Source organism: Rhizobacter sp. P1_G5, from assembly GCF_056405435.1.
This window is the reverse complement of sequence record NZ_JBFUCB010000447.1, coordinates 1-5,204: the sequence shown is the minus strand read 5'-3', so window position 1 is coordinate 5,204 and position 5,204 is coordinate 1. Positions and strand designations below refer to the sequence as shown.

7 protein-coding genes are annotated in these 5,204 nt (G+C 72.0%); all 7 read left to right on the top strand.

Annotated elements, in window-relative coordinates; translation table 11 throughout:
* Positions 1-555, top strand: a 555-nt coding sequence (locus AC1D12_RS24180; protein ID WP_477843353.1) for an ABC transporter permease, incomplete at its 5' end; no start/stop codon positions are given.
* A gap of 122 nt (positions 556-677) precedes the next feature.
* On the top strand, positions 678-1,994 hold the full coding sequence (locus AC1D12_RS24175; RefSeq protein ID WP_477843351.1) for an ABC transporter permease: 1,317 nt from the start codon (positions 678-680) through the stop codon (positions 1,992-1,994).
* A gap of 25 nt (positions 1,995-2,019) precedes the next feature.
* Positions 2,020-2,685 (top strand): Crp/Fnr family transcriptional regulator, encoded by a 666-nt coding sequence (locus AC1D12_RS24170; RefSeq protein ID WP_477826753.1) that lies wholly within the window; start codon positions 2,020-2,022, stop codon positions 2,683-2,685.
* 98 nt (positions 2,686-2,783) lie between these two features.
* Positions 2,784-3,227, top strand: a complete 444-nt coding sequence (locus tag AC1D12_RS24165) for a YeeE/YedE family protein (protein WP_477826752.1) — start codon at positions 2,784-2,786, stop codon at positions 3,225-3,227.
* A gap of 13 nt (positions 3,228-3,240) precedes the next feature.
* Positions 3,241-3,654, top strand: a complete 414-nt coding sequence (locus AC1D12_RS24160) for a DUF6691 family protein (RefSeq protein WP_465111726.1) — start codon at positions 3,241-3,243, stop codon at positions 3,652-3,654.
* A gap of 15 nt (positions 3,655-3,669) precedes the next feature.
* Complete coding sequence (locus tag AC1D12_RS24155; protein WP_477826756.1) at positions 3,670-4,746, top strand: rhodanese-like domain-containing protein; 1,077 nt, start codon at positions 3,670-3,672, stop codon at positions 4,744-4,746.
* Positions 4,747-4,771: 25 nt separating this feature from the next.
* Positions 4,772-5,204: class I SAM-dependent methyltransferase (locus tag AC1D12_RS24150; protein WP_477843349.1), on the top strand; the 433-nt coding region annotated here is incomplete at its 3' end.

Sequence of the window (5,204 nt, the reverse complement as noted above, 5' to 3'; positions counted from 1 at the left end):
AACCAGGGCAATGCCGGCTGGTACGTGACGCGCGTGACCGACGTGAACCAGGCCGACCGCGTCGCGAAGGCGATCGATGCGCTGTCGGCCAACTCCGACCACGAGACGCGCACGCAGACCGAGCAGGCGGCCACCGCGTCGTGGATGAAGCAGCTGGCCGACATCGGGCTGATCGTCAGCTCGATCATGGGCGCGGTGTTCTTCACGCTGCTGCTGCTGTCGGGCAACACGATGATGCAGGCGGTGCGCGAGCGCACCAGCGAGATCGCGGTGCTGAAGACGATCGGCTTCTCCGGCCGCAGCGTGCTCGCGATGGTGCTGGCCGAATCGGTGCTGCTGCTGGTGCTGGGCGGGCTGATCGGGCTGGGCATCGCGACGCTGATCATCCCGGCGGTCAGCGCCGGCAGCGGCGGCATGCTGAACCTGCCGTCGGTCGGCGCGAGCAGCTGGGTGCTCGGCCTCGCGCTGATGGCCGGCATCGGCGTCATCGTCGGCGCGCTGCCGGCCTGGAACGCGATGCGCCTGAACATCGTCGACGCCCTCGCGGGCCGCTGAACGGGAGACGAACACATGCCAACGCGATTGAACGCAGCGCCGGCCGAGCGCCGGGCCGCTCCCAAGCCGGCCGGCATCCCCTCGGGGGATCGGCGGGCGTACTCGACCGACGAGGGGCTGTCATGACCTGGTTGATCAATGTGGGCTTGGTGGTGCTGCTGGCCGTGGTGCTGGCGGCGTGGGTGATGCTGCCGTGGCCGGGCGCGCTGGCGCTGGCGGTGCTGCTGGCCGGCTGGCTGCTGCTGACGCGGCGCGGCCGGCAGACGCTGTCGGTGGCCAACGTCGGCATCAGCACGCTGACGCAGCGGCTGGGCGCCTCGGGCGTGATCGTGGTCGGCATCGCCGGCGTGGTCGGCGTGCTGGTCTCGCTGCTGTCGATGGCCGAGGGCTATGCCGAGACGCTGCGCCGCACCGGCGGCACCGACAGCGTGATCGTGATGCGCGGCGGTTCGGCCTCGGAGGTGTCGTCGGTGCTGACGCGCGACAGCATCGCGCAGATCCAGCAGGCCGACGGCATCGCGCGCAACGACAAGGGCGAGCCGCTGGCATCCGAAGAGCTGGTGGTGGCGGCCAACCTGCCGGTGAAGGGCGGCGCGCCCGATGAAACGGGCAGCGTGCAGCTGCGCGGCGTCGGCGAGCGGGCCTGGGCGGTGCGGCCGCAGGCGAAGATCATCGCCGGCAAGGCGTTCGGGCCGGGCTTGCGCGAGCTGGTGGTGGGGCAGGGCGCGGCGCGCCAGTTCGCCGGGCTGGTGCCGGGCAGCACGGTGCGCCTGGGCGCGCAGACCTGGACGGTGGCCGGCGTGTTCGCGACCGGCGACGCGCTCGAATCCGAGATCTGGGCCGACGGCAACGTGGTCGYCGACACCTACCGCCGTGCCGCCAGCCGCACCTCGGTGACGGCGCGGCTGGCCGATCCGCAGGCCTTCAAGACGCTGAAGGCGGCGCTCGAGTCGAACCCGCAGCTGCAGGTCGACGTGACGACGACGCTCGACTACTTCAGCAAGCAGTCCGAAGGCGTGACCAAGGTGCTGCGCATCATCGGCATCACGGTGGGCACGATCATGGCGATCGGCGCGATGTTCGGCGCGCTGAACACGATGTTCGCCGCGGTGGCGGCCCGGGCGCGCGAGATCGCGACGCTGCGCGCGATCGGCTTCTCCGGCGTGCCGGTGGTGGTGGCGGTGATGCTGGAGACGATGCTGCTCGCGCTGATGGGCGGCGTGCTCGGCGGGCTGCTGGCCTGGCTGGTCTTCGACGGCTACGGCGCGTCGACGATGGCTGCGGGCTCGGTCGGCAAGCTGAGCTTTGCGCTGCGCGTGTCGCCGGAGCTGCTGTGGACGGGGCTCAAGTGGGCGTTGGCCATCGGCTTCATCGGCGGGCTGTTCCCGGCGGTGCGCGCGGCACGGCTGCCGGTGACGACGGCGTTGCGCGAGCTCTGAACAGGGTGCAGCCGAGGGCGGCGCGATGATCGATGCCGCGACCCAGGCCCTGGTGCTGCAGCGCTATCCGATGCTGCGCGAGCTGCCTGCCGCGCAGCTGGCGGAGTTGCTGGCCGATGCCGCGCTGCTGCGCATGCCGGCCGGCAGCCTGATGTTCGACGAGAACCAGCCGTGCCGGGGCTTTCCGCTGCTGCTGTCGGGCAGCGTGCGCATCGTCAAGGCGGCGCCCAGCGGGCGCGAGCTGCACCTGTACCAGGTGCGGCCGGGCGACAGCTGCATCCTGACCAGCAGCTGCCTGCTCGGCCACGCGCCGTACCACGCGCGCGGCACGGCCGAGCACGACGTCGAGCTCGTCGTGCTGCCGCCGGCGGCGTTCAAGCACCTGATGGCGCAGCTGGAGTCGTTTCGCGAGCATGTGTTCAGCAACTTCTCGCAGCGGCTCACCGACCTGATGGCCTTGGTGTCGGCGGTCGCTTTCCAGAAGCTCGACCAGCGGCTGGCGGCGCTGCTGGTGGCGCGCGAATCGCCGCTGCGCACCACGCACCAGGCGCTGGCCGACGAGCTCGGCAGCGTGCGCGAGATCGTCAGCCGGCTGCTGAAGAACTTTGCGGACCAGGGCTGGCTGCGGCTCGGGCGCGAGCAGATCGAGGTGCTGGACGCGGCGGCGCTGGCGCGCTTCGTCGCGCTGTGAAGGGGGCCGCAACGGCTGTGTGACCTGGGTCACAGAGGCCGCCGGCCGCTTGCGCCACACTGCGCCGATCGGCTTCGGCCTCGTCACCGCATTCTCGAATGAGCATCGACTGGAACAGCTTCACCCCGTGGGCCTCGCTGGCCGGCGGCCTGGCCATCGGGCTGGCGACCGCCCTCTACCTGCTCGGCAACGGCCGCATCGCCGGCATTGCCGGCATTGTCGGGGCGCCGTGGCGGGCGCTGCGGGCGCGTGCGCCGCTGAAGGCGCATCGCGGCTCGCTGGCCTTCATCGGCGGCTTGCTGCTCGCGCCGTGGGCCTGGCGGCTGTGGGCGCCGTGGCCGGCCGTCTCGGTCGATGTCGGGCCCGGCGCGTTGATCGCGGCCGGCCTGCTGGTGGGCATCGGCGTGCGCCTGGGCAACGGCTGCACCAGCGGGCATGGCGTGTGCGGGTTGAGCCGCCTGTCGCTGCGCTCGCTGGTGAACGTGCTGGCCTTCATGGGCGCCGGGTTCGCCACCGTGTTCGTGCTGCGGCACCTCGTCTGAAGGAGAGACGCCGATGGGATCCTTCATCGCACTGCTGAGCGGCCTGGTCTTCGGCCTCGGGCTGATCGCCGGCGGCATGACCGACCCGGCCAAAGTCAAGGGCTTTCTCGACCTGGCCGGTGCGTGGAACCCGAGCCTCGCGCTGGTGATGGCCGGCGCGATCGCGGTCGGGCTGCCGGCCTTCGCGATCGCGCGGCGCCGCCGCACGGCCTGGTCCGGTGCGGCGATGGACATCCCGGCCAGCACCCTCGTCGATGCACGGCTGATCGGCGGCGGCGTGCTGTTCGGCATCGGCTGGGGCATCGGCGGCTTCTGCCCGGGGCCGGCGCTGGTGGCGCTGGCGCGCGGCTGGTGGCCGGCGGCGGTGTTCGTCGCGGCGATGCTGGCCGGCATGGCGATCCACGACCGCTGGCTCGCCGCCCGCTGAAAGGAGCCTGCGATGCTGGTCTTCCGCCAACTCTTCGACGCACCGTCGTCCACCTACACCTACCTGCTCGGGGATAGCGTGGCGGGCGAGGCGGTGCTCATCGACCCGGTCTACGAGCACGTGCGCCGCGACGCCGCCCTGCTGCGTGAACTGGGCCTGCGGCTGGTCGCGACGCTCGACACCCACGTGCACGCCGACCACGTCACCGGCGCCTGGTTGCTGAAACAGCGCCTGGGCAGCCGCATCCTGCTGTCGCAGGCGGCCGGCGTGCGCGAGGCCGACCGGCTGCTGGCGCATGGCGATCGCGTGGCCTTCGGCACGCACCACCTGCAGGTGCGCGCCACGCCCGGCCACACCGACGGCTGCCTGACCTATGTGCTGGACGACGAACGCATGGCCTTCACCGGCGATGCGCTGCTGATCCGCGGCTGCGGCCGCACCGATTTCCAGCAGGGCAGCGCCAGGCAGCTGTACCGCTCGGTGCAGCAGCAGATCCTGTCGCTGCCGCCGGATTGCCTGCTGTACCCGGCGCATGACTACCGCGGGCTCACCGTGACCAGCGTGGCCGAGGAGCGCCGCTACAACCCGCGCCTGGGCGGCGACGCGAGCCTGGAGGACTTCGAGGGCTACATGACGAACCTGGGCCTGCCGCACCCGAAGCTGATGCAGATCGCGGTGCCGGCCAACCTGCGCTGCGGGCGGCCCGAGAGCGAGGCCGCGCTGCCGCAGGAGCCGACCTGGGCGCCGCTCAGCTTCAGCTTCGGCGGTGTGTGGGAGATCCAGCCGACGGCGCTGGCCGAGCGCCTGGCGGACGGGGGCGTGCAGGTGATCGACGTGCGCGAGCCGGCGGAGTTCGACGATGCCTTCGGCCACATCCGCGGCGCGCGGCTCATGCCCTTGTCCGAGCTGGTGGCGCGCAGCGGCGAGATCGCGCGCGATCGGCCGGTGGTGGCGGTGTGCCGCTCGGGCGCACGCTCGGCGCAGGCGCTGGTGTTGCTGCAGAAAGTGGGTTTCAGCGAACTGGCCAACCTGGCGGGTGGCATGCTGCGCTGGCGTGCCGAAGCCTTGCCGGTGGAGGGGGCCGCACATTGATCGTTGGCAGCGCAAGGAGAAGCCCATGGACCGACCTGGTTCCGACACGGTGTTCGCCGGCTCGATTCCCGATCTCTACGACACCCAGCTGGTGCCCTTGATCTTCGCGCCGTATGCGGCCGACCTGGCGCACCGCGCGGCGCAGATCGGGCCGGCCAGCGTGCTGGAGACGGCGGCCGGCACCGGCGTCGTCACGCGGGCGCTCGCGGCGGCCCTGCCCGAGGCGGTGGCGCTGGTGGCCACCGACCTGAACCTGCCGATGCTGGCGCGCGCCGCCGCGGTGGGCACGTCGCGGCCGGTGCAGTGGCAGCAGGCCGATGCGCTGCAGCTGCCCTTCGACGACGGGCGCTTCGAGCTCGTCGTCTGCCAGTTCGGCGCGATGTTCTTTCCGGACAAGGCACGCGCCTTCGCCGAGGCGCGGCGCGTGCTCAGGCGCGGCGGCACGCTGCTGTTCAACG